Below are 21,563 nucleotides of genomic sequence, written 5' to 3'. Positions count from 1 at the left end.
GAGGGGATCGACACGGTTCGCACGAACCTGAGTGCCCACACATTGGCTGCCAATGTCGAGAACCTCACCTACATCGGAACGGCAGCCTTTACCGGGGCAGGGAATCTGCTCGACAACATCATCACAGGTGGTGTCGCCGCCGACAAGCTTATAGGCGCTGCGGGCAACGATACGCTGAATGGCGGGGCTGGTTCCGACACGATGTTGGGTGGGATTGGCGACGACATCTATGTGGTCGACATTGCGACTGATACCGTGATCGAGAATGCCAACGAGGGGACGGACACGGTCCGGACGGCGCTTGCCAGCTATATGCTCGGCAACAATGTCGAGAACCTGACCTATACTGGATCCGCCAACTTCAGCGGCGCCGGCAATACGCTGGCCAATACGATCACCGGCGGCGCCGGCAATGACACGCTGAATGGCGGAGCTGGTGCGGACACTTTGATCGGCGGGAGTGGCAACGACACCTATATCCTCGACGATGCCGGCGACATCGTCACCGAAGCCGCCGACGCAGGGACCGATACGGTTCGCACGACACTGGCCGCCTACACACTGGGGACCAATGTCGAGAACCTCACATTTATCGGAACGGGGCCGTTTGCCGGAACAGGGAATGCGCTGAACAACGTTATCGTCGGCGGCAGTGGTTCTAACACGCTCACGGGCGGCGCCGGCAATGATATCCTCACTGGTGGAGCGGCGGCCGACGTCTTCATTTATTCGGCCAACTGGGGCCATGACACGATCACAAATTTCGTGGCAACCGGCTCCGCACATGACGCAATCTGGATCGATCACAACATTTTCGCCGACTGGGATGCACTTTTTGCGGCAACTGAGCAATCCGGGAATGATACGATTATCACTGCCGATTCCGACAACACCATAACGTTAAGGAATGTTGCTCTTTCAAGCCTGCAGTCGTGGGACTTCTTGTTTGCATGATCTTTCCTTGAACCTCGCGGCACCTTGTTTGACGGGAAGGGGGCCGAATCCGTAAGGGCGTGTGTCAATTTCGGCCGATATTGACGTACGTTGTTACGGGCGAGTTCTTTCGACCATTGGTGGGCACTCCAGCGAGGTGGCAACGGCAGTGTTGCCGCTTCTGAGATACATTTTCGCCCGTGTCATTCGCCAGCCGCAATTCGCGACAGCTGAATGAGTTCCGTCGCGCGAGCTTAAAGATAAATCCTGAGAAGTTTTGAGTATCACGCGCCGTGGCCGGCCTCTCAAGAGGTTCGCGAGGTGATATCTGGAAGCACGTGCCGCCTCCCAGTGCAGGAACGAAAACCAGGATCCTGTCGATTAGATGGAACCCGTCCCATGTCGGGCCGTTCTCCAAGCTGACGGGAGAAATACGCATGTCGAAAACCCTTCTCTACGGCGCGACCAAGATCGATAGATCTAACAGTGCCTATGCGCCGATCGAAAGCCTTGCCGCTTTCCAGTGGAAGAACCGCGTCTTCATTCTCTTCGCCGACAAGGATAATGCCCGCGCGGCGCGCCAGGAGAACCAGCTGCTGTCCGACCGCAGCGCGCTCGATCAGCGCGACATGGTGGTGCTGAAGGTCTCGGCCGGCGCGGTGCGGGCGCTTTTCGGCGCTGCCGATGACCTCGACGGCGAAGCGATCCGCCGTGATCTCGAGGCGCCGGAGGCGGGCGAGTTTGCCGCCTTCCTGCTCGGCAAGGACGGAACTGTCAAGCTGAAGGTCAGCGAGCCGATCACCAGTGGCGAACTCTTCGCCATCATCGACAGCATGCCGATGCGTGCTGCCGAAACGCTGAGGCCTGACAGGTAGCCCGGCGACACCGCGCAAAACCAACGTCACGAAAGGGAGGCGGTCATGTCCGTGCCCAACGAGCCCATTCCCGATCAGCCGCCGATGCCGGCACCCGGCTGGAAACCGGTGCCGCCGATCACCGAACCGGAGCCGGACAGGCTCCCGGACGAGGCACCGGTTCCGAACCCGGATGAGAACGATGAGCCTGCCAAGCACGTCTCCGGGGTTAAAGGAATATCTGCCGCTCGGCGCTAACGAGTTCCTGCAGGAAGTCGACGACGCTGCGGACGCGAACGAGGTCCCGCGCCGTTTCGTGATAGGTCGTCCAATAGCCGCGCCGGATTGAAACCTCTGGCAGGATACGCTCGAGCTCCGGATATTGCCGGGCAATATAGTCATGCAGGATGCCGATGCCGGCGCCTGACCGCACCGCCTCGGTCTGGCCGATCGCCGTCGAAATCTCGAAGCTTGCATCCCAGCTTCGCATCACCACGCCGGAGAAATTCAGCGAGGCGGTGAAGATCAGGTCCTCGACATAGCCGATGCGCGGATGCGCCTTAAGCGCCTCGACGTGGCCGGGTCTGCCGTTTGACGCGAGGTAGTCGCGCGAGGCATAGAGGCCGAGCGTGTAGTCCGTAAGCTTGGAGGAGACGAGCCGGCCCTGCTCGGGACGTTCCAGCGTGATCGCGATATCGGCCTCGCGCTGCGACAGCGAGAAGGAGCGCGGCACGGGCACCAGCTGGATCTTCAGCTCCGGGTGGCGCTCGATCAGCCTGCCCATGCGCGGCGCAAGAAAGGAGACGCCGAAACCATCGGGCGCGCCGACGCGCACCGTCCCGGCGATCGCCGTATCGGTATGGCCGAGATTGGCCTGCGCCGCGAGCATTTCGGTTTCCATCCGTTCGGCGGCGTGCAGGAAGATGCCGCCTTCGGCCGTCAGCTCGCAGCCATTCGTCCGGCGCACGAACAGCCGCGTCTTCAGCGCCTCTTCGAGTGAGGTCAGCCGGCGCGAAAGGGTGGCGTGGTTAAGCCCCAATCGCTTCGAAGCGGCGAGGATCTGCCCGGTTCGGGCAACGGCGAGGAAGATGCGAACGTCGTCCCAGTTCATCTTTTGGCCCGCATTGCAATCGGATCGACATCGATAAGCGTCAGCGACGTCACCATGCCGGCCGTCTCGCTCTTATATTTGAGGAAATGCGGGGTCAGCAGATGCGCCTCGTAGGCTTCCTGGTCGGCGTAGACTTCGAGAATGCGAACGCGGTGCGGAGCTTCGCGGATGGCAACGGCGCTGAGCGAGAGAACCCCGTCTTCAAGCGCGACCGAAGCCTCTATTTCCTCCTTGAGCAATGCGCAATAGGCTTCGAGCCTCTCCGCGGCGATCTCCAGCTCCGCCATTCGCACGACTGGATTTTGCTTCATCGGTTTATCCTCCGCTGAGTTTGACTTGTCCGCATGCCGTGCCAAGTTTGGAAGCAGCAGCGCCTGCATCTGGGCTACAAAATGCGCACAACGGTTGCTTATATCAGCGGATTGATTTGTGCAAATTGAAGTGCAATTGTGGGCCATCCAAACAGGAGGAACATCCATGCGTGAGATCGGACATTTCATCGGCGGCAAGCAAGTCGCCGGCACCAGCGGCCGCGTCAGCAACGTCTACAATCCGGCGACCGGCGAAGTGCAGGCAACGGTGGCGCTCGCCAGCGTCGAGGAACTGCGCGCCGCAGTCGAGAACGCCAAGGCCGCGCAGCCGAAATGGGCGGCCACCAACCCGCAGCGCCGCGCTCGCGTTTTCTTCAAGTTCGTCGAACTCCTGAACAAGCACATGGACGAGCTTGCCGAAATGCTCTCCAAGGAACACGGCAAGACGATCGAGGATGCCAAGGGCGACGTCGTTCGCGGCCTCGAAGTCTGCGAATTCGTCTGCGGCATCCCGCATCTCGCCAAGGGCGAGTTCACCGAGGGCGCGGGTCCGGCGATCGACATGTATTCGATTCGCCAGCCGGTCGGCATCGGCGCCGGCATCACGCCTTTCAATTTCCCGGGCATGATCCCGATGTGGATGTTCGCGCCGGCGATTGCCTGCGGCAATGCCTTCATCCTGAAGCCTTCCGAGCGTGATCCCTCTCTGCCGATCCGCCTCGCCGAACTGATGATCGAGGCCGGATTGCCGGCCGGCATCCTCAACGTAGTCAACGGCGACAAGGGTGCCGTCGACGCTATCCTCACCGATCCCGATATCGGCGCCGTCTCCTTCGTCGGCTCGACGCCGATCGCCCGCTACGTCTACGGCACGGCGGCGATGAACGGTAAGCGCGCCCAATGTTTCGGCGGCGCCAAGAACCATATGATCATTATGCCGGACGCCGACATGGACCAGGCCGTCAACGCGCTGATGGGCGCAGGCTATGGTTCGGCCGGCGAGCGCTGCATGGCGATCTCGGTTGCCGTTCCGGTCGGTGAAGAGACCGCCAACCGCCTCGTCGAAAAGCTGACGCCGAAGATCGAATCGCTGCGCATCGGCCCCTACACCGACGAGAAGGCCGACATGGGTCCGCTCGTCACCAAGGAAGCCTATACCCGCGTTCGCGGTCTGATCGACCGCGGCGTCGAGGAGGGCGCCAAGCTCGTGGTCGATGGCCGCGATTTCAAGCTCCAAGGCTATGAAGACGGCTATTTCGTCGGCGGCTGCCTGTTCGATCACGTCACGCCTGACATGGATATCTACAAGACCGAGATTTTCGGGCCTGTCCTCTCCGTCGTTCGCGCCCAGAACTATGAGGAAGCGCTGTCGCTGCCGATGAAGCACGAATATGGCAACGGCGTCGCGATCTACACCCGCGACGGCGATGCCGCCCGCGATTTTGCCTCGCGCATCAATATCGGCATGATCGGCATCAACGTTCCGATCCCGGTTCCGCTCGCCTACCACTCCTTCGGCGGCTGGAAGGCATCGAGCTTCGGCGACCTCAACCAACACGGCACGGATTCGATCAAGTTCTGGACGAAGACCAAGACCGTCACCGCCCGCTGGCCCTCCGGCATCAAGAGCGGCGCCGAATTCGTCATGCCGACCATGAAATAATCTCACGAGAGATCGATCTGCAATTCGGGGGCCTTTCGGCCCCCGTTTTCGATTTAAGGTTGTTGATTTCTGGGCCTCTTTGCTCTTCAGATAATGGGCCCGCCGCGCGATTCTCATCACGGGTGCCGGGTTCGACACGCTGGGGGAAGCAAAGATCATGGATAACAGAGTGTCCGCGGACTCCGCGGCAAACGCGTTCGAACGTGCCCGGTTCACCGGCACGGCGTCGGAATATTTCGGCATCTGGATTGTCAATGTCCTGCTGACGATCGTAACGCTCGGCATCTATTCCGCCTGGGCGAAAGTGCGGCGAAACCGCTACTTCTACGGCAACACCGCCCTGCTTGGCCGCAGCTTCGAATATCACGCCACCGGCAAGCAGATCTTCATCGGCCGCGTCATCGTCTTCGCCTTCATTGTGGTGGCCAACATTCTGGCGGCGATCCATCCGTTGTTCTCTGTCGTGACCACGATCCTGGTGCTTATCGCTCTGCCCTGGCTGATCGTCAGGGGCCTTCGTTTCAACGCTCGCGTGACCAGCTATCGAAATGTGCGGTTTGATTTCATCGGCACCGCCGGCGGCGCCTTCGTCTCCGTGTTGCTCGGAAGCCTCGTCGCTTTCCTGTCGCTCGGCCTGCTTGCGCCCTTCGCCAGCCGATGGCTCAACCGCTATATCTTCAACAATCTCCGCTACGGCGACCGACCGTTCCAAACGGATCCTAAGATCGGCGCGCTTTACGGCGCGCTTCTCGTCCCGGCCCTGATGGTCGTGCTGGGCGGTGTCATGCTGGTCGGACTGCTTATACTTATGTTCGTAGTGGACCCCGGCGGCGGCGGCTCGATCGAAGAGGTGGCTCTCCTTGGGGCAATCTATTTGAGCCTCTTCGGCCTCTTTATCATCTACGGCCTTGCCGGCCTCATCTATCGGGCAGCCGTCCACAACATCGTCTGGTCATCGACGCAGATCGACGGCCGGCATGTCTTGCGGAGCGATCTTTCCCGTGCACGTTATGCCTGGATCGCCATATCGAACGTCGTGGTGACGGTGCTCACCCTCGGTCTGATGCGCCCCTGGGCGGCGGTTCGGTTGGCGCGTTATGTCACCGAGCACACGGCAATTCGCATCGAGGGCGAGATCGGCGAGGTTTTCACGCAGTTTCAGGCCAGCGGCGCTGCCATCAGTTCGGAATATATGAGCATGGAAGGTATCGATTTTGGTTTTTGAAGGCGAAGCCATTGCGAGAGGGGAATGGTATCCGCCGCATTCGAGCGGCGCCGTTCCCGCGCGCCTGCTGTCGCGCGGCGGCCGCCTGGTCGCCGTGACCGCAGAAGACGCAATTCTTGCTGACGGCGATGTTGCGCAAGTCTCCTTCACGCCGCGCGTCGGGTCGATCCCGCGGCGCGCGGTCTTTGCTGACGGCTCGGTCTTCGAAAGCGCCGACAACGAGGCGATCGATACTTTCCTTCGCGCCGGCGGTAGAAGCGGATGGGTGCATCGGCTGGAGGAGTTTCATCCTCGTCTCTTCGTCTTCGCGATCGCTGTCGTTCTGCTCGCCGTCGGCATCTATCGTTATGCATTGCCCGCCCTCGTCGAAGTCGCCATCCTCGTGACGCCACCCGTCGTCTCCGAGACTATGTCTTATGGCGCTCTCAACACGCTGGATAGGACGGCCCTGTCTCCAAGTCGGCTGACGGGCGTGCGGCAGGCCGAAATCGCCGCTCGCTTTCGCCGGGTTGCCGCCAATGCCCAAGCCGGCGCCGAGCGTTACGTGCTGAATTTCCGCGACGGCGGCCTGATCGGTCCCAATGCTTTCGCGCTTCCCGACGGCAACATCATCATCACCGACCAGTTGGTGGAACTCGCGGGTGGCGACGATGAGATGATCGCAGGCGTTCTCGCTCATGAGGTCGGTCATGTCGAATTCAAGCATAGCCTCAGGCAGCTCTATCGCGCCGCGGGCGTTGCCGGTCTCGTCATGCTGATTGCTGGCGATGTTGGCTCCGGTGTCGAGGATATCCTGACCCAAGGCGGTGGCCTGCTCGCATTGTCCTATTCCCGCAGCGCAGAGGCCGAAGCCGACCGGCGGTCCGTCGAACTGATGCGCAAGGCCGGCATGGATCCGGCTGCGATCGCCCGGTTTTTCGACCTGCTGGAGGAAAAACTCGGCGATCGCTCCCACACCAGCATGCTGTCCACTCATCCGGGCACGCCTGAGCGCAAGCAGGCGATCCTGGATTATGCCGGTACTCTGAAGCAGGATTGACGTCGCGGCAAATGGCCTCATAAGCTGAATGCGAATTTCATATTTTGGAATTGTTCAAAACTACCAAACCGCCTATATACGTCTGAACAGGCACGAGTCAGGAGATCGGCATGCGGTTGACGAAGCAGACCAACTATGCGGTTCGCATGTTGATGTATTGTGCTGCCAACGAAGGGCAGCTGAGCCGGATTCCGGAAATTGCCAAGGCTTACGGGGTTTCCGAACTCTTTCTTTTCAAGATTCTCCAGCCGCTGAACAAGGCAGGTCTGGTGGAGACGGTGCGCGGCCGCAACGGCGGTGTGCGCCTGGGCAAGCCTGCGGCAGAGATCACGCTCTTCGACGTTGTCCGGGTCACGGAAGACAGTTTCGCCATGGCCGAATGCTTCGAAGATGACGGCATGGTCGAATGCCCACTGGTCGACAGCTGTGGCTTGAACTCGGCACTGCGCAAGGCGCTCAACGCCTTCTTCGGCGTGCTCTCGGAATATACGATCGAAGATCTCGTCAAGGCGCGGCCGCAGATCAATTTCCTTCTCGGAATTACCGGCGAACACGAATATCGCAAGCCGGCGGTCGTTGCCCCCGCCGCCTGATTGCAAGAAACAGGACAGACTTATGAAACCGCGGTTGCCTCGGCAATCGCGGTTTTTGTTTGCGGCGTATCGCCGGGCTCGAGAATGCTGATATGTCCAGGATGCGATGCTGGGAGAGCGCAATTATCCAAAATGCGACGAAATCTCGCGCATTTTTATCCGAATATTTCCAAATGAGGCTGATTCTTGACCAAAAATTTCTAAAGTTGTCCACCTGGAAAAATTTTCTCCGTAGCCCGTTGCTTTCAGTAGATAAATGTCGTTCCATCGACCGTCGATCGGGATGCCTACGTGCGGTCTCCAGACATCAAAAAAGAACAACCGGGAAACAATATTATGAAAAAGATCTCTGTCATGCTGGCAGCGACGGCCCTGATTTCGGTCATGGCGACGTCGGCCTGGTCCAAGACCCTTGTTTATTGCTCCGAGGGTTCGCCGGAAGGCTTCGACCCGAGCCTCTATACGGCAGGCACGACCTTCGACGCGTCCTCGCGTACCGTCTACAGCCGCCTCGTCGAATTCAAGCATGGCGGCACCGAGATCGAACCCGGCCTGGCCGACAGCTGGAGCGTTTCGGACGACGGCAAGGAATACACCTTCAAGCTTCATCCCGGTGTCAAGTTCCAGACCACCGACTTCTTCACCCCGACGCGCGATTTCAACGCCGACGACGTGGTCTTCTCCTTCGAGCGCCAGCTGAAGTCCGATAACCCGTGGAACAAGTATGTCGAGGGCGGCTCCTACGAATACGCCGCCGGCATGGGCTTCCCGGAACTGATCAAGTCGGTCGAGAAGGTCGATGACCTCACCGTCAAGTTCACGCTCAACCATCCCGAAGCGCCGTTCCTGGCCGACCTCGCCATGGATTTCGCCTCGATCGTCTCCAAGGAATATGCCGACAAGCTCGCGGCCGACGGCAAGATGGCGCAGCTCAACCAGCAGCCGCTCGGCACCGGCCCCTTCACCTTCGTCGCCTATCAGCCGGATGCCGTCATCCGCTACAAGGCGAACGAAACCTATTTCAAGGGCAAGGAAAAGATCGACGATCTGGTTTTCGCCATCACCTCTGACGCTGCTGTGCGCGCCCAGAAGCTGAAGGCCGGCGAGTGCCACCTGATCCCCTATCCGAATGCGGCCGACGTTCCCGAACTGAAGAAGGACGAGAACCTGGTCGTCGAGGAGCAGGCCGGTCTCAACGTCAGCTACCTCGCCTACAACACGCAGATGGCGCCCTTCGACAAGCCGGAAGTCCGCCGCGCGCTCAACATGGCGATCAACAAGCAGGCGATCGTCGACGCCGTCTTCCAGGGTGCGGCCACCGTTGCCAAGAACCCGATCCCGCCGACGATGTGGTCGTATAACGATGCCGTTCAGGACGACAAGTACGATCCGGATGCCGCCAAGAAGGCTCTTGCCGATGCCGGCGTCAAGGATCTCAGCATGAAGGTCTGGGCGATGCCGGTATCGCGTCCATACATGCTGAACGCGCGCCGCGCCGCCGAACTGATCCAGGCCGATTTCGCCAAGGTCGGCGTCAAGGTCGAGATCGTCACGCATGAATGGGCCGAATACCTGAAGCTCTCCTCCGACGTGAAGCGCGACGGCGCCGTCATTCTCGGCTGGACCGGCGACAACGGCGACCCCGACAACTTCATGGATACGCTGCTCGGCTGCGATGCCGTCGGCGGCAACAACCGTGCCCAGTGGTGCAACAAGGAATATGACGACCTGATGACCAAGGCCAAGATGACGGCCGATGTCGGCGAGCGCACCAAGGCTTATGAGCAGGCGCAGCTGATCTTCAAGAAGGAAGCCCCCTGGGCGACCCTCGACCACTCGCTCGTCTTCGTTCCGATGAGCAAGAAGGTCTCGGGCTTCAAGATGGACCCGCTCGGCATTCACCGTTTCGACGGCGTCGACATTTCCGAATAACAAAAATAATGCAAAAATGCCCGGCAGAGCTGGGCGCAGCCGGCGGTCAGGACCCTCCTGACCGCCGGAAACTATTGGACATCTGCCATGTTGCGTTTTTTTATCGGCCGCTTTGCGGTGCTGATCCCGACATTCCTCGGCGTTTCCCTGATTGCCTTCTCCTTCATCCGCCTGCTGCCTGGAGATCCCGTCATGCTGCTTTCGGGTGAGCGCGTGATGGCGCCGGAGCGGCACGCCCAGATCATGCACGACCTCGGTTTCGACCGCCCCATGTATGTGCAGTATTTCGATTATCTTGGAAAAGTGCTGCAGGGCGATCTCGGCACCTCGATCGTCACCAAGCGGCCGGTCCTCGGCGAATTCCTGACGCTGTTTCCGGCGACGCTGGAACTCTCCCTATGCGCCATCATCCTCGCCGTCTGTCTTGGCGTGCCCGCCGGCGTCTTTGCCGCCGTCAAACGAGGCACGTGGTTCGATCAGAGCGTGATGGGTGTGGCCCTTGTCGGTTATTCCATGCCGATTTTCTGGTGGGGTCTGCTGCTGATCATCTTCTTCTCCGGCTATCTTGGCTGGACGCCGGTCTCCGGCCGCATCTCGCTGATGTATTTCTTCAAGCCGGTTACCGGCTTCATGCTGATCGACAGCCTGCTGTCAGGCCAGAAGGGCGCCTTTGCCTCCGCCGTCAGCTATCTCATTCTGCCCACCATCGTGCTGGCCACCATCCCGCTCGCCGTCATCGCCCGTCAGACGCGTTCGGCCATGCTCGAGGTTCTCGGCGAGGACTATGTCCGCACGGCCCGCTCCAAGGGCTTGAAACCGCTGCGCGTCGTCGGCGTGCATGCGCTGCGCAATGCGATGATCCCCGTCATCACCACGATCGGCCTGCAGATCGGCGTTCTCCTTGCCGGAGCCATCCTCACCGAGACGATCTTCTCCTGGCCGGGCATCGGCAAATGGATGGTTGATTCGGTGTTCAAGCGCGATTACGCGGTGGTGCAGGGTGGTCTTCTCCTGATCGCCGGAGTCATCATGCTGGTCAATCTGATAGTTGATGTCCTCTACGGCTTCATCAATCCGCGCATTCGACACTAGGAGCGGTCCATGAGCACGGTCACCGTCAAAACCGGCCAGCCATCCGCTCTTGCGGAATTCTGGCATTATTTCTCCCGCAACAAGGGCGCCGTCATCGGCCTCGTTGTTTTCGTCGTCATTCTGGTCGTTGCGATCTTTGCACCGGTCTTTGCGCCACATGCGCCGAACGAGCAGAACCGAGAGGTGCTGCTCGCCGTACCGTCCTGGATGGAGGGAGGCCACGCCTCGTTTCCGCTCGGAACGGATGCCGTCGGTCGCGATATCCTCTCGCGGCTGATCTATGGCGCGCGCTTCTCGCTGTTCATCGGCGTCGTGGTCGTCACGCTGTCGGTCATATGCGGGGTGCTGATCGGCCTCGTCGCCGGCTATTTCCGCGGCAGGCTCGATACGGCGATCATGCGCCTGATGGATATCATACTGGCCTTCCCGTCGCTGCTGCTCGCCCTCGTGCTGGTGGCGGTGCTAGGGCCTGGCCTTACCAACGCGATGATCGCAATTTCGCTGGTCAACCAGCCGCATTTCGTGCGGCTGACCCGCGCCTCGGTCATTTCAGAGCGTGAGAAGGAATATGTGATCGCCTCGCGCGTCGCCGGCGCCGGTACCCTCCGGCTGATGTTCAAGACCATCCTGCCAAACTGTCTCGGGCCGCTGATCGTCCAGGCGACGCTCGCCTTCTCGGCGGCGATCCTTGATGCCGCCGCCCTCGGGTTTCTCGGCATGGGCGCACAGCCACCGACACCCGAATGGGGCACCATGCTCGCCGAGTCCCGCGAGTTCATCTCGCGCGCCTGGTGGGTTGTGACATTTCCAGGTCTTGCCATCCTCATCACCGTTCTTGCCATCAACCTGATGGGCGACGGCCTGCGCGATGCGCTTGACCCCAAGCTGAAGAGGTCGTGATGCCGCTCCTCGAAATCGAAAATCTGACGGTCGAATTCCAGACGTCATCCGGTCTTTTTCGCGCCGTGGACGGCGTATCGCTGACCTGCGACAAGGGTGAAATCCTCTCAGTCGTCGGCGAATCCGGTTCGGGCAAATCTGTCGCCATGCTGGCCCTGATGGGCCTCTTGCCCTGGACGGCCAGAATCACCGCCGACCGCATGCAGTTCGACGGCCAGGATCTGCGCGGCATTTCCGCCCGCCAGCGCCGCAGGATCGTCGGCAAGGACATGGCGATGATCTTCCAGGAGCCGATGTCGAGCCTCAACCCGTGCTTCACCGTCGGCTTCCAGCTCGGCGAGACACTGCGCGTCCATATGGGCCTCAACAGGAAAGAGCGCCGCGAACGTTCGATCGAACTCTTGAGCCTCGTTGGGATTCCGGCGCCGGAGGACAGGCTGTCGAACTTCCCACATCAGATGTCGGGCGGCATGAGCCAGCGCGTCATGATCGCCATGGCGCTCGCCTGCAACCCGAAGCTCCTCATTGCCGATGAGCCGACGACTGCGCTCGATGTGACGATCCAGGCGCAGATCCTCGATCTGCTTGTCCGGTTGCAGAAAGAGCAGGGAATGGCCCTGGTGCTGATCACCCACGACATGGGTGTCGTCGCCGAAACCGCGGAACGCGTGCAGGTGCAATATGCCGGCCAGAAGGTCGAGGAGCAACCGGTGAAGGCGCTGTTCCGCGATCCGCATCATCCCTATACTGCAGCCCTGCTCGCCGCCTTGCCGGAACGCGCCGAAGTGGGGCAGCGACTTCCCTCGATCGCCGGCGTCGTTCCAGGCCAGCACGGCCGCCCGACGGGCTGTCTTTTCGCCCCGCGCTGCGGCTATGCCACGCTCGAATGCGATCGCGGCGTCGTACGCCAGGGACCGGAACTCGGTCGCGCGCTGTGCAACTACCCATTGAAAGACGGCAAGCCGCTGGGCCATCCCGGTGTCATGCGCGTTGAAACTGCAGGAGACCTGGTGTGACCAGCGCTGTTCTCGAGGGCAGGGATCTCGCCCGCTTCTACACCGTTAACCGCGGTCTCTTCAAAGCCGATGCTACGGTCAAGGCGCTGAACGGCGTCAGCTTCAGCCTCCATTCCGGCAAGACGCTTGCCGTCGTCGGCGAATCCGGCTGTGGCAAGTCGACGCTCGCTCGTCTGGTCACCATGATCGAGGATCCGACGGCCGGCGAGTTGCTGATCGACGGCAATCCCGCGCGGGTCGGCGACCGCAGCCTGCGCAGCCAGGTGCAGATCGTCTTCCAGAATCCCTACGGCTCGCTCAACCCGCGCCAGAAGGTCGGTGCGATCCTGGAAGAGCCGCTGAAGATCAACACCGATCTCGATGCTGGCGCCCGCCGCCGCAAGGTGGAGGAGATGATGGCCCGTGTCGGCCTGCGCCCGGAGCATCACGGCCGTTACCCCCATATGTTCTCCGGCGGCCAGCGCCAGCGCATCGCCATCGCCCGCGCGCTGATGCTGCGGCCGAAAGTGCTGGTGCTCGACGAACCGGTTTCCGCCCTTGATCTGTCGATCCAGGCGCAGGTCCTGAACTTGCTTATGGACCTGCAGAAGGAGATGGGTCTCGCCTATCTCTTCATCTCGCACGGCCTCTCGGTGGTCCATCACATCGCCGACGAGATCATGGTGATGTATCTGGGTCGCCCGATCGAAACCGGTCCTGCCGCCGAAGTGTTCGCCCGGCCGCGCCATCCCTATACTGCCGCTCTGCTGTCGGCGACCCCAATCGCCGATCCCGAACGCGAGAAAAACCGCATCCGGCTGCAAGGCGAACTGCCGTCGCCGCTGAAGCCGCCGTCCGGCTGCCACTTCAACCCGCGCTGCTGGAAGGCGCAGGAATATTGTCGCCAGGTTTCTCCCGAATTAAGTGGAGAAGGCGCACAAAAATATGCCTGTCATTTCCCGCTCGACTGAGCGGAAAGCCGTCGTTTGAGAGGAAACATGCAGGACGATACGATGAACAAACCTCATGCGATCATCGTCATGGGTGTCAGCGGCTGCGGCAAGTCCTCGGTCGGCGAGAAACTCGCAGAGGCCTTGCGCCTCGACTTCCTCGAAGGTGATGCGCTTCATCCTGCCTCCAACGTCGAGAAGATGTCGAAGGGCATTCCGCTGACCGATGAGGATCGGATGCCCTGGCTCGACCTGATCGGCAAACGCATGCAGGCCTCGCTGAAAAATGGCGAGGGTATCATCGTCTCATGTTCGGCGCTGAAACGTATCTATCGCGACAGGCTAAGGGCTGCTGCCGGCGGCAATCTGTTCTTCGTCTATCTCGAAGGATCCAAGGCGCTGCTGACCACGCGCATGGGTGAGCGCAGGGGACATTTCATGCCGCTCTCGCTGCTCGAAAGCCAGCTGGCGACACTCGAGGTGCCGACAGGCGAGCCCGGTGTCGTCACCGTCGACATCGACGATACGGTCGACGGCATTGCGGCAACCGCCCTCAGGGATCTCTCCACCCTCGGGGTCACGGCTTGAATCGTTTCGGCGAGTAAGCAGAGATATCGATGAACGGCGTCTCGCCGGTGATGAGTTCTGCAAGCACGCGGCCGGTCACCGGCCCGAGCGTCAGCCCATGATGGGCATGGCCGAAGGCAAACCATAAGCCCTGATGGCGCGGCGCCTTACCGATGACAGGCATCATGTCGGGCGTGCAAGGGCGCGCGCCCATCCATGGTTCGGGATCGAGCCTGCTTCCGAGCGGGAAGATCGTACGCGCCACGGCTTCGGCCCGGTCGAGCTGTACCGGCGTCTTCGGCGCGTCAAGCATTGCGAACTCCGCCCCTGTCGTCAGGCGGATGCCGCGGTTCATCGGCGCCAGCAAGTAACCACGCTCCGCATCGAGGATCCAGTTGTTGAGCACGGCATTGCCCTTGGCGGCATAATGCATGTGATAGCCGCGCTTGACACCGAGGGGAAAGGAATAGCCGAGCCGGCGCGTCGCGACGGCTGCCCAGGGGCCGAGTGCCAGGACTGCGTCGTCGGTTTCGAGCGGGCCCTCGCTGGTCATGATCTTCCAGCCGGCGCCGAACTGGCCGAGCGAGGCGGCATCGCCCGTGACGAAGCGGCCGCCGAGGCTTTCGAAATAGCGGCGATAGGCTGCTGTCAGTGCATGCGGATCGAGCACCGACCAGGGATCGCGCCAGCGGATACCGCCGGCGAAGGGGACGGTAATATCGGGTTCCATGCGGGCGATATCGGCCGATGTCAGGCTGTCATAGGTCACGCCGAATTCGCTCTGCCAAAGGGCGGCCTCGGCGAGGGCCTCGTCGCGCATCGCCTCGGTTCGGAAGATCTTCACCCAGCCGTCCTTGCGGATCAGCGCCTGCGCCTGCGAGGCCTCGATCAGGTCCTTGTGCTCGGCAACAGAGTTTTCGATCAGCGGCGCATAGGCCCGTGTGATGACCGCGTGGCGCCGGGCATTCGAATTCCACCAGTAACGGGCAAGAAAGGCGAGCTGGCTTGGCAAGGCACTGAGATGATAATGGGCATCGATTTCGTTGTTGAGTGCATAACGCAGCAACAGGCCGAGTTGCTGGGGAAAGCCGTAGGGCGCGACGCCTTCGCGCTGGATCAGGCCGGCATTGCCGAAGGAGGTTTCGCTGCCCGGATCCTTCCGATCGATCAGCGTCACCTGCCGGCCGCGCCGCTGAAGATGAATTGCCGTTGACACCCCGACGATACCGGCGCCGAGCACGATTGCGTTCTTGGTCATTCCCCTGCATTCCGCTTTGTCGTCGATTGAAAATGCCCCCGCCGGTCCCACGGCGCAAACGAAAAATCGCATTCATTTCAAAATCATTGCGCTTTCCAGTGCGGCATTTTCGGCCTTGATGCGCACATGCAGGAGTGCGGCATTGAAAAGCGAAAAGACGATCGCAAATACCGGCAGGCCGAAGGTGAGAGGAAGGGCGGCAATCTCGCCGATGACGATCGCATAATTCGGATGCCGGAGAAAGCGATAGGGTCCGGATTTCACGAGTAACGCGCCGGGCAGGATGATGATGCGCGTCGTCCAGCGGTCCTTCAGTGTTGCCAATACCCAAAGCCGCAGCGCCTGTAGCCCGGTGAACAGCGAAAACCAGAAGGGTTGAACCGGCCTGCCCGGCGCCAGCAGCCAAAGACCTATGATCCAGGCGGCATGCAGCGCCACCATGGCGGAATAATGCTCCGGGGCGACTTCCCGGCCGCCTCTTGCGAGAAGGGCGGTGGTGTTGCGCCGGGCGAGCATGAGCTCACCCGACCGCTGCAGCGTAACGAATGTCAGGAGCGCGATCGACGGCCACATCACGCCGCCCTCCGCAGCGTCACACAGCTTGCCGAAAAACCAGGTCCCATTGCGATCATCGCCGCCCGGTTCGGCAGCCCGGCGCGGATTGCCCGCTCCAGCACGAAAAGCACGGTCGGCGAAGACATGTTGCCATATTCGGCAAGCACGGCTCGTTCGTGGTCGAGCGTGCCGGGTGTCAATGAAAGCGCGCTCTCCATCGCAGCCAACACCTTCGTGCCGCCGGGATGGCAGATGAAGCGGTCGATATCTGGCAGTCCCAGCCCGTTTCGCGCCAGGATGGCCGTCACCGCCGGGGCGAGTTCCCGTTCGGCGAAGGGCGGCAAGGATTGCGCCAGCACAATGCCGAAGCCGCCATCGTCGATCTTCCAGCCCATGATGTCGAGCGTGTCCGGGAAGAGGTGCTCGCCTGTTGATTCCACTTCGGCCAGTCCGCCTTCGCCGGCGCGGAGCACGCAGGCGGCGGCACCATCGCCGAAAAGCGCTGTCGCGATGATGTTCGGCCGCGTCAGCTCGTCCAGCCGGAAAGCGAGCGTGCAAAGCTCGATCGAGACGAAAAGTACGACGGCACCCGGGCGGCTCCGTGCCAGCCGCGCCGCGATGGCAAAGCCCGAGACGCCGGCCGCGCAGCCGAGCCCGAAGACCGGCACCCGCTCGATATCGGTCCTGAAGCCCATGCGGCGGGCAAGCTGCGCATCGAGGCTCGGCGTCGTAAAACCGGTGGAAGAGACGGTCACGATACAATCGACATCGCCAGCCCTGAGGTCCGCCCGGCGAAGTGCCGAGGTGGCCGCCTCGACGAAAAGCGCGCTCGCCACCTCGGCATAGGCCTGCATGCGGTTTTGCCAGCCATGCGTTTCGTCGAACCAGGCAAGCGGCCGCGCCGCATGGCGCTTGTTGATTCCGGCGCTGTCGAAGACGCGGGCAAGATGATGGAAATCCTCGAAACGGTCGGAAAACAGCCGGGCCGAGGCTTCGGCCGCCTGGTTTTGAAAGATGACATGTTCAGGCGTGGCGGTGGCGAGGCTGACGAGTCTGGCGGTATCGGTCACGGAATTCTCCTTGTCGTTCCCGGCACAACGCCGAGAACACCCGGCCCCGATGATTTATTCGGCCTCGGGGACTTCACGAAGCAGTGATGAAGAAAATGGAGAAGCCGGCGAATAAAGCCCGGCGCAGCGGTGTTCTCTCCTCGCAACGTCACTCTCGAGGAGTTTTCTTATGACGATCACGACAGTCCGCGTCGCTTCCACCCTTCTCGGCGGCTGCCTTGCCGCTTCGCTCTTCTCCGGCCCCGTCTTTGCTGTCGGCAATGACAACAGCACGATGCCGACCTGCAAGAAGGGCGAGATCTACGACCAGAAGACCAAGAAATGCGTCAAGCAGCAGGGCGCCAATGTCTCGGATGAGAACCGCACCGATTATGCCTATTCGCTGGCCAAGGCCGGCCGCTATGAAGAGGCGCTTGCCATGCTTGACACGGTAAAGGACCAGAACAGCGCCGAGGTGCTGAACTATCGCGGTTACGCCACCCGCAAGCTCGGACGCACCGACGAAGGCATCTCCTATTACCTGCAATCGGTGAAGATGGATCCACAATACGCCAAGGTCCGCGAATATCTCGGCGAAGCCTATATCATCAAAGGCCGGCTCGATCTCGCAAAGGAGCAGTTGAACACGATCATGACGATCTGCGGCACCGCTTGCGAAGAATATCAGGATCTGAACGCTGCGATCCTCGACCCATCGAAGATCTGAGCGGCAGGCCATTGGGCGGGAAATTGAAGCGGGAAAGGATAACCGAATGTCGGTCGCGCGCACCACATTTCCTGCCTATAGTCGCATGAGAACGGAATCGCCGGTCTGTCAGGCGGAGGCGGCTATCGCGAGCGAAGCGGATATCAGGAGCGGCCTGACGGAAAACCTGGCCAGGCTCTGGCGTTATGGCCTCGTTCTCTCGCATCAGCGCGATGTCGCCGACGACCTGGTGCAGGCGACCTGCCTGCGCGCGCTGGAGCGCGCCGATCAGTTCCTCCCCGGCACACGGCTCGACCGCTGGCTGTTTTCGATCCTGCATTCGATCTGGCTGAACGAGATCCGCTCGCGCCGGGTGCGGCAGGGCCAGGGTTTCGTCGATGCCGGGGAGGCGCTGAGCTTCGACGGCGCGCAAAATACTGAAACGCATGTGATGGCGGGGCAGGTGCTGAAGCAGGTAAATGCGCTGCCCGAGGCGCAGCGGACGGTGGTTTTCCTCGCTTATGTGGAAGGACTTTCCTATCGCGAGGTTGCAGGCATATTGGATATTCCGATCGGAACCGTGATGAGCCGGCTGGCGGCCGCCCGCGCCAAGCTCTCCGGTGCCGGACCAGAAGGGGGACGGCGATGAGCACGAAACACACCATTCCCTCCGACGAGGACCTCACGGCCTTCATCGACGGCGAGCTGCCGGCGGAAGAGGCCGCCCGCATCGAGGCCATCGTGAAGGACGACGGACGCGTCGCCGAAAGGCTGGAATTCCTGACGCGCGCCAGCCTGCCGTTCGAGCAGGCTTTTGCCCCACTCCTCTCGGAGGCCCCGCGCCAGAAACTGGAGGCGATGCTGGCCGCCATTCCTGCGCGTGAGGGCGCAAAAACCGGCTTTGCGCCTGCTGTTACCCGCCGCCGCTTCCTCGGCGCGCTCGCCGCTTCCCTCGTGGCCGGCATCGCCATCGACCGCGCCGCCATAGGCATCGGCAGGCGTTTGTTCCCAAAGGACGAAAACAGCGAATGGCGCGCCGTGGTCGCCGATTATATTTCGCTTTATACGGCCGAAACGCTCGCCGGCCCCGTTCCCGGCAGGCAGGACCAGGCCGCCCAGCTCGCCAGTCTGGACGAGAAGCTCGATCTATCGCTCTCCCCCGAAGCTGTCGCGCTGCCGGGAATCGATTTCAAGCGCGCCCTGCTGCTGCAATATGACGGCAAGGCGCTCGCCCAGATCGCCTATCTCGACCCCGAGACCGGCCCGATGGCGCTCTGCATCGTTAGATCTGACACCGGGCCGAAGGCGCCCGACCTCGAAAACCGCAAAGGTATGAATGTCGTCTACTGGTCGAATGCGACGCATGCCTTCATGCTGATCGGGCATGCTGCGGCGGACCGAATGACGGCGATTGCGGATGCAGTGCGGGGGAGGGTGGCGGTGTGACCGGCCATTGGCGGTGGCTTTAAGCTGATCAGTGCCGCGATCGATCGCGCATCAGGAACTGGCCCAGCCGGTTCACAATCTTAAAGGCCCAGAACATCGATGTTGAGACCTTCAGGCCGTTGTCGGCAAGGGCGCGCAGCACCTCCTTGTTCTGACGCGATATATTTTGAACGTTCTTGTTCGTGGCGCCCCCCAAGCGCATTCTGACCAAGACTCGCGGGATATAGGTTGTTCTGATCCGCGCGACTTCCAAAAATCGCATCATCAGCTCGACGTCGGCCGCAAGCCGGTAACGCAGATCAAACCGCCCGAACCGGTCATAGATGTTGCGCCGAACATAGAATGTTGGGTGTGGCGGGCACCAGCCGCGTGCGAAGAGACCGGATTTGAAGGCTCGGGATTTCCAGTATCGGATCTCGCGATCCACGTGCCGGTTGGAAACATAGACGAGGTCACCGTAGCAGCCGTCATATGCTTCATCTTCCAGCGCAGCCGCGACGGTTCCGAGGGAGTCGCTGCTCTCGAAAACATCGTCGGCATTCAGGAATCCGATAATATCACCCGTCGCTAGACCAATTCCTTTGTTCATTGCCTCATAGATACCTCCGTCCGGTCCCGAAAGCACACGGCGGTTCTCCGCCGGCGCCGAAGCAATGATGGCGAGGGTAGAATCCTGCGAGCCGCCGTCGACGATGATGTGTTCGAAATTGCGGTAGGTTTGAGTGTCGATGGACCGTAAGGTATCGGCAATGGTCTGCTCGACATTCCAGCAAACGGTAATGAGGCTTATCCGGGGGGCGCTTGGATTGGCGGTATCTGCAGCCATTTTGACGGGTGTCTTGCTCACATTCTAACGGGCGAAATCTAGCCGACCCGTAGCAGACGGAAAGGCAGTACCGCAATCGAGTACCGCAAGTTATCCTCGATCAACGCCCGATTGACGAGCGGCGGCGGCTCCTTCTCTCGCTAAGTGCATTGCATGCGGATCGATCTAACTGTAGTGAGCACTGTCGAAGAGCGATGTGATCACGACAAGCTCGTGATTGCACACGAATTACCGGTTGCAGGAGGTCTCTTGTCTTCGAAGAAAAAGCTGCGCAAGGGCATATTGCTCGCGGGGGGCTCAGGCACTCGGCTGCATCCGGCGACCCTTGCCATCTCGAAGCAACTTCTTCCGGTTTTTGACAAACCGATGATCTATTATCCCCTGTCGACGCTCATGCTCGCGGGAATCCGGGATATCTTGATTATCTCCACACCGCAGGACACACCGCGTTTTGAACAGCTGCTGGGTGACGGCGCCCAATGGGGATTGAACCTTCAGTATGCCGTGCAGGCTGCGCCCGAAGGCATTCCCCAGGCATTCTTGATCGGCAGGGAATTCATCGGGCAAGAGGCAACCGCCCTCGTGCTCGGAGACAATATCTTTTACGGCAACCTGCTGACACAGGATTTATCCGCGGCTTCCGAGAGATTGGATGAAGCGACGATCTTCGCGTATAAAGTCCACGATCCCGAACGGTATGGCGTGGTGGAATTTGACGGGGAGGGCAAAGTCCTAACCTTGGAGGAAAAGCCATCCAGGCCCCGCTCTTCTTACGCTGTCACGGGTTTATATTTCTACGACAATGACGTGGTTGACATTGCTGCCGATTTGAAACCCTCGCTGCGTGGTGAAACCGAGATTACCGACATCAATCGGCATTATTTGTCGACCGGCAGGCTGAACGTTGCCGTCCTGGGGAGAGGGCATGCCTGGCTTGATACGGGCACGCACGATTCACTCCTTGAAGCGAGTCAGTTCATTGCCACCATCGAGCGGCGCCAGGGGCTGAAGATTGCCTGCCCCGAGGAAATCGCCTTTCATTTGGAATACATAGATGCCGAGCAATTGCTAAGGCTGGCGGCTCCGCTTGAAAAGAGCTCTTACGGACGATACCTCATCAGCCTGGTGAGGGAGCCAGCTCCGCATTTCCCGCCTGGCTGACCCGCAAAACTGGAAACCAATCTTGTCTGCTTTCACCCTGCTTACGTTGAAGACGATGTCCGACGCACGAGGCGCGTTGACCGTCATGGACGGAATACTACCATTTCCGGTCGTCCGTAGCTTCTGGATCTATGGTGCCGACGGATATACACGCGGCGGTCATCGTCATCACAAGACTCGGCAGGCTTTGGTGGCGATTTCGGGAAGCGTGGTGGTTTTGATGGACGATGGAAAAGCGAGGGAAGAGATCACCTTGTCGTCACCGGACCAGTGCCTGCTTGTCGAGCCAAGGGACTGGCACGAAATGACCTTCGGTCCCGGTTCAATCCTGCTCGTTTTTGCCTCTCGCGGATATGATAAGGATGATTACATCGACACTCCCTATGAACGGCTCTGA

The 21,563-nt window shown here is 60.7% G+C and carries 24 protein-coding genes; 18 read left to right on the top strand and 6 right to left on the bottom strand.

What is annotated here, in order from left to right; translation table 11 throughout:
* The 3 genes from FFR93_RS15990 to FFR93_RS15980 form a co-directional block, all read left to right on the top strand.
* A partial coding sequence (locus FFR93_RS15990; RefSeq protein WP_138393916.1) for a calcium-binding protein occupies positions 1-954 on the top strand: 954 nt, incomplete at its 5' end.
* A gap of 416 nt (positions 955-1,370) precedes the next feature.
* Positions 1,371-1,808, top strand: a complete 438-nt coding sequence (locus FFR93_RS15985; protein WP_138393915.1) for a DUF4174 domain-containing protein — start codon at positions 1,371-1,373, stop codon at positions 1,806-1,808.
* A 45-nt stretch (positions 1,809-1,853) separates the two neighbouring features.
* The gene (locus tag FFR93_RS15980) at positions 1,854-2,045 is read left to right on the top strand and encodes a hypothetical protein (RefSeq protein ID WP_082928013.1); all 192 of its coding nucleotides are present in this window, start codon (positions 1,854-1,856) and stop codon (positions 2,043-2,045) included.
* On the opposite strand, the gene FFR93_RS15975 is transcribed toward FFR93_RS15980, so the two are convergent.
* Together FFR93_RS15975 and FFR93_RS15970 are read right to left on the bottom strand one after the other, a co-directional pair.
* Entirely contained in the window at positions 2,017-2,898 is an 882-nt protein-coding gene (locus FFR93_RS15975) for a LysR family transcriptional regulator (protein WP_138393914.1), read from the bottom strand. The genes FFR93_RS15980 and FFR93_RS15975 overlap by 29 nt on opposite strands.
* On the bottom strand, positions 2,895-3,209 hold the full coding sequence (locus FFR93_RS15970) for an antibiotic biosynthesis monooxygenase (RefSeq protein WP_138393913.1): 315 nt from the start codon (positions 3,207-3,209) through the stop codon (positions 2,895-2,897). Before FFR93_RS15970 ends, FFR93_RS15975 begins: the two co-directional genes overlap by 4 nt.
* A gap of 166 nt (positions 3,210-3,375) precedes the next feature.
* Between FFR93_RS15970 and FFR93_RS15965 the strand changes: the two genes are divergently transcribed.
* The 10 genes from FFR93_RS15965 to FFR93_RS15920 all read left to right on the top strand — a co-directional run bounded on the left by FFR93_RS15965 (position 3,376) and on the right by FFR93_RS15920 (position 14,186).
* Positions 3,376-4,872 carry a CoA-acylating methylmalonate-semialdehyde dehydrogenase gene (locus tag FFR93_RS15965; RefSeq protein ID WP_138393912.1) on the top strand — a complete coding sequence of 499 codons (1,497 nt, stop codon included), beginning with the start codon at positions 3,376-3,378 and terminating at the stop codon, positions 4,870-4,872.
* A 157-nt stretch (positions 4,873-5,029) separates the two neighbouring features.
* Entirely contained in the window at positions 5,030-6,097 is a 1,068-nt protein-coding gene (locus tag FFR93_RS15960; protein ID WP_138393911.1) for a YjgN family protein, read from the top strand.
* On the top strand, positions 6,087-7,136 hold the full coding sequence (locus FFR93_RS15955) for a M48 family metallopeptidase (protein ID WP_138393910.1): 1,050 nt from the start codon (positions 6,087-6,089) through the stop codon (positions 7,134-7,136). Before FFR93_RS15960 ends, FFR93_RS15955 begins: the two co-directional genes overlap by 11 nt.
* A gap of 110 nt (positions 7,137-7,246) precedes the next feature.
* Positions 7,247-7,729, top strand: coding sequence for an iron-responsive transcriptional regulator RirA (gene rirA, locus FFR93_RS15950; RefSeq protein ID WP_064710815.1), 483 nt, complete (start codon positions 7,247-7,249; stop codon positions 7,727-7,729).
* A gap of 336 nt (positions 7,730-8,065) precedes the next feature.
* On the top strand, positions 8,066-9,661 hold the full coding sequence (locus FFR93_RS15945; RefSeq protein WP_064710816.1) for an ABC transporter substrate-binding protein: 1,596 nt from the start codon (positions 8,066-8,068) through the stop codon (positions 9,659-9,661).
* 87 nt (positions 9,662-9,748) lie between these two features.
* Positions 9,749-10,753, top strand: a complete 1,005-nt coding sequence (locus FFR93_RS15940) for an ABC transporter permease subunit (protein WP_064710817.1) — start codon at positions 9,749-9,751, stop codon at positions 10,751-10,753.
* 9 nt (positions 10,754-10,762) lie between these two features.
* Positions 10,763-11,653 carry an ABC transporter permease subunit gene (locus tag FFR93_RS15935; RefSeq protein WP_064706181.1) on the top strand — a complete coding sequence of 297 codons (891 nt, stop codon included), beginning with the start codon at positions 10,763-10,765 and terminating at the stop codon, positions 11,651-11,653.
* Positions 11,653-12,669, top strand: a complete 1,017-nt coding sequence (locus FFR93_RS15930; RefSeq protein ID WP_138393909.1) for an ABC transporter ATP-binding protein — start codon at positions 11,653-11,655, stop codon at positions 12,667-12,669. The genes FFR93_RS15935 and FFR93_RS15930 overlap by 1 nt, the downstream gene beginning before the upstream one ends.
* A complete protein-coding gene (locus FFR93_RS15925; RefSeq protein ID WP_138393908.1) occupies positions 12,666-13,619 on the top strand; it encodes a peptide ABC transporter ATP-binding protein in 954 nt (317 codons plus the stop codon). The genes FFR93_RS15930 and FFR93_RS15925 overlap by 4 nt, the downstream gene beginning before the upstream one ends.
* A 27-nt stretch (positions 13,620-13,646) precedes the next feature.
* The gene (locus FFR93_RS15920) at positions 13,647-14,186 is read left to right on the top strand and encodes a gluconokinase (protein ID WP_138393907.1); all 540 of its coding nucleotides are present in this window, start codon (positions 13,647-13,649) and stop codon (positions 14,184-14,186) included.
* Here the strand turns inward: FFR93_RS15920 and FFR93_RS15915 are convergent.
* The 3 genes from FFR93_RS15915 to FFR93_RS15905 form a co-directional block, all read right to left on the bottom strand.
* Positions 14,176-15,423 carry an FAD-binding oxidoreductase gene (locus tag FFR93_RS15915; protein ID WP_138393906.1) on the bottom strand — a complete coding sequence of 416 codons (1,248 nt, stop codon included), beginning with the start codon at positions 15,421-15,423 and terminating at the stop codon, positions 14,176-14,178. The genes FFR93_RS15920 and FFR93_RS15915 overlap by 11 nt on opposite strands.
* Positions 15,424-15,495: 72 nt before the next feature.
* The gene (locus FFR93_RS15910; RefSeq protein ID WP_138393905.1) at positions 15,496-15,999 is read right to left on the bottom strand and encodes an isoprenylcysteine carboxylmethyltransferase family protein; all 504 of its coding nucleotides are present in this window, start codon (positions 15,997-15,999) and stop codon (positions 15,496-15,498) included.
* Positions 15,996-17,048: a type III polyketide synthase gene (locus tag FFR93_RS15905; protein ID WP_138393904.1), complete on the bottom strand. Its 1,053-nt coding sequence runs from the start codon at positions 17,046-17,048 to the stop codon at positions 15,996-15,998. The genes FFR93_RS15910 and FFR93_RS15905 overlap by 4 nt, the downstream gene beginning before the upstream one ends.
* A gap of 169 nt (positions 17,049-17,217) precedes the next feature.
* On the opposite strand from FFR93_RS15905, the gene FFR93_RS15900 reads away from it, so the two are divergent.
* The 3 genes from FFR93_RS15900 to FFR93_RS15890 are packed head-to-tail and all read left to right on the top strand — an operon-like array spanning position 17,218 to position 19,179.
* Positions 17,218-17,754 carry a tetratricopeptide repeat protein gene (locus FFR93_RS15900; protein WP_138393903.1) on the top strand — a complete coding sequence of 179 codons (537 nt, stop codon included), beginning with the start codon at positions 17,218-17,220 and terminating at the stop codon, positions 17,752-17,754.
* 46 nt (positions 17,755-17,800) lie between these two features.
* Positions 17,801-18,382, top strand: a complete 582-nt coding sequence (locus FFR93_RS15895) for an RNA polymerase sigma factor (RefSeq protein ID WP_138393902.1) — start codon at positions 17,801-17,803, stop codon at positions 18,380-18,382.
* On the top strand, positions 18,379-19,179 hold the full coding sequence (locus FFR93_RS15890) for an anti-sigma factor (protein WP_138393901.1): 801 nt from the start codon (positions 18,379-18,381) through the stop codon (positions 19,177-19,179). The genes FFR93_RS15895 and FFR93_RS15890 overlap by 4 nt, the downstream gene beginning before the upstream one ends.
* A 28-nt stretch (positions 19,180-19,207) precedes the next feature.
* Here FFR93_RS15890 and FFR93_RS15885 read toward each other — a convergent pair whose 3' ends face one another.
* Positions 19,208-20,005, bottom strand: coding sequence for a glycosyltransferase family 2 protein (locus FFR93_RS15885; RefSeq protein ID WP_138393900.1), 798 nt, complete (start codon positions 20,003-20,005; stop codon positions 19,208-19,210).
* Between the two features lie 249 nt (positions 20,006-20,254).
* Here FFR93_RS15885 and rfbA point away from each other — a divergent pair, with 249 nt between their 5' ends.
* Both rfbA and FFR93_RS15875 read left to right on the top strand, forming a co-directional pair.
* On the top strand, positions 20,255-21,166 hold the full coding sequence (gene rfbA, locus FFR93_RS15880) for a glucose-1-phosphate thymidylyltransferase RfbA (RefSeq protein ID WP_138393899.1): 912 nt from the start codon (positions 20,255-20,257) through the stop codon (positions 21,164-21,166).
* Between the two features lie 22 nt (positions 21,167-21,188).
* Entirely contained in the window at positions 21,189-21,563 is a 375-nt protein-coding gene (locus tag FFR93_RS15875) for an FdtA/QdtA family cupin domain-containing protein (RefSeq protein WP_082928014.1), read from the top strand.

It is taken from the genome of Rhizobium sp. MHM7A (assembly GCF_005862215.1).
GTDB classification, from domain to species: Bacteria; Pseudomonadota; Alphaproteobacteria; order Rhizobiales; family Rhizobiaceae; genus Rhizobium; species Rhizobium bangladeshense.
The sequence above is the reverse complement of the archived record's forward strand: the minus strand, read 5'-3'. Positions and strand labels throughout refer to the sequence as shown.

Coding starts and splice junctions, on each gene's coding strand:
- FFR93_RS15940 (WP_064710817.1), top strand. CDS start 9,749: ATGTTGCGTTTTTTTATCGGCCGCTTTGCGGTGCTGATCCCGACATTC.
- FFR93_RS15980 (WP_082928013.1), top strand. CDS start 1,854: ATGTCCGTGCCCAACGAGCCCATTCCCGATCAGCCGCCGATGCCGGCA.
- FFR93_RS15930 (WP_138393909.1), top strand. CDS start 11,653: ATGCCGCTCCTCGAAATCGAAAATCTGACGGTCGAATTCCAGACGTCA.
- FFR93_RS15970 (WP_138393913.1), bottom strand. CDS start 3,209: ATGAAGCAAAATCCAGTCGTGCGAATGGCGGAGCTGGAGATCGCCGCG.
- FFR93_RS15965 (WP_138393912.1), top strand. CDS start 3,376: ATGCGTGAGATCGGACATTTCATCGGCGGCAAGCAAGTCGCCGGCACC.
- FFR93_RS15985 (WP_138393915.1), top strand. CDS start 1,371: ATGTCGAAAACCCTTCTCTACGGCGCGACCAAGATCGATAGATCTAAC.
- FFR93_RS15890 (WP_138393901.1), top strand. CDS start 18,379: ATGAGCACGAAACACACCATTCCCTCCGACGAGGACCTCACGGCCTTC.
- FFR93_RS15895 (WP_138393902.1), top strand. CDS start 17,801: ATGTCGGTCGCGCGCACCACATTTCCTGCCTATAGTCGCATGAGAACG.
- FFR93_RS15900 (WP_138393903.1), top strand. CDS start 17,218: ATGACGATCACGACAGTCCGCGTCGCTTCCACCCTTCTCGGCGGCTGC.
- FFR93_RS15960 (WP_138393911.1), top strand. CDS start 5,030: ATGGATAACAGAGTGTCCGCGGACTCCGCGGCAAACGCGTTCGAACGT.
- FFR93_RS15885 (WP_138393900.1), bottom strand. CDS start 20,005: ATGGCTGCAGATACCGCCAATCCAAGCGCCCCCCGGATAAGCCTCATT.
- FFR93_RS15935 (WP_064706181.1), top strand. CDS start 10,763: ATGAGCACGGTCACCGTCAAAACCGGCCAGCCATCCGCTCTTGCGGAA.
- FFR93_RS15920 (WP_138393907.1), top strand. CDS start 13,647: ATGCAGGACGATACGATGAACAAACCTCATGCGATCATCGTCATGGGT.
- FFR93_RS15915 (WP_138393906.1), bottom strand. CDS start 15,423: ATGACCAAGAACGCAATCGTGCTCGGCGCCGGTATCGTCGGGGTGTCA.
- FFR93_RS15945 (WP_064710816.1), top strand. CDS start 8,066: ATGAAAAAGATCTCTGTCATGCTGGCAGCGACGGCCCTGATTTCGGTC.
- FFR93_RS15975 (WP_138393914.1), bottom strand. CDS start 2,898: ATGAACTGGGACGACGTTCGCATCTTCCTCGCCGTTGCCCGAACCGGG.
- rirA (WP_064710815.1), top strand. CDS start 7,247: ATGCGGTTGACGAAGCAGACCAACTATGCGGTTCGCATGTTGATGTAT.